The organism is Actinokineospora sp., from assembly GCF_050699995.1.
Lineage (GTDB): Bacteria > Actinomycetota > Actinomycetes > Mycobacteriales > Pseudonocardiaceae > Actinokineospora.
Window position 1 is genome coordinate 1 of record NZ_JBOHGC010000180.1, and the last position, 1,164, is coordinate 1,164.

Here is a 1,164-nt window from a genome sequence, read left to right on the forward strand (position 1 = left end):
GATCAGGTCCGCGGGCACGTCCGGCCATGACGACGCCGTATCGGAGTTCAGTTGGGCGGGGTCACAGGTGACCGCGCCGGAGGGCAGGCACCGCTCGGCCGCGTCGAACACGATCCGGGCGGGGGCATGCGCGTAGGCGCCGCCCGCCTTGGTGTTGAGCCCGTAGTCGATGCGCAGCAGGTGCCCGCCCCGAGTGTACGGCGTGCCCGCGGTGGTGGTGTTTCGGTTCAGGCCGTAGTGGTTGATCTCCGGCTGGTAGTGGAAAGTGACCTGGTTGCCGTACGGGTCGACGACGTAGTCGAGGTTCCACCGGTACGCTTGCTGGCACCAGGACGAGGCGTACGCCGCCTGGTAGCACGGCTCACCCGTGTTGTTGCCGAACACCGGAGTGGTGAACGTCGACTGGGTCTCCGGTGTGCCGGCCGTCCAGCCGGGCAACCGGTTGAGGCCGAAGAAGAACTGGGTGCCGTCGGTGGTGGTGACCCTCCAGTGCTCGCCGTCGACGGCACCGTTGGCCGCACCGGTGAGCCGCTCGACCCGCGATCCGTCGTCGCTCCTCGGGCGCCACGTGCCGGTCGCCTGGTCGCGGACGAGCGGCCCGCTCGCCGAGCCGAGCGTCATCGTCGCGTTGTCCGTGGCCCAGCACTGGTCGCCGGTCTTGGTCTGCCCGTTATTGCCGCCGAGGTCCTGAGCGCACGGCTTGTACTGGCGCTCGATGTAGCCGCCGACCGACAGGCCCCAGCCGTCGCCGATCCAGGACGCCTGGTTATTGGTCGCGGACGTGGCCCCGTCGACAGCGCCGGAGGCGTAGCTCAGCGAGAGCTTCGGCGGTTCACCGGCAGGTGGTGACGGAAGGGTGATCGGGTAGTCGTAGGAGAACCCGCCGCCGGACCCGCCTGCTGTCCAGGAACCGGCCGCCGACAGCGACGTCGCGGCAAGATCGCCGCCGCCACCGGAGGTGCCCGCCACGGCCGCGAGGACCATCGGGGCGTATGCGCCGGGCACACGGTCCGGGCGGGAACCATCGTGCGCTGCGCTGACCCCGGCGAACACCACGTCCCCGGAGAGCGTCTTCTCACCCGTCCTGGTCGCCGAGACCGGGACAGACTGCCTGCACCTCGGGAGGTCCGGGGTGGTCAGCACACAGTCCGGGTAGGCGACTAG

At 70.2% G+C, this 1,164-nt stretch carries 1 pseudogene; it reads right to left on the reverse strand.

The window, feature by feature from the left end:
* A pseudogene (locus ACRDSQ_RS09965) lies at window positions 1–1,143 on the reverse strand (RHS repeat-associated core domain-containing protein); the annotation flags it as partial.
* Window positions 1,144–1,164 lie beyond the last annotated feature (21 nt).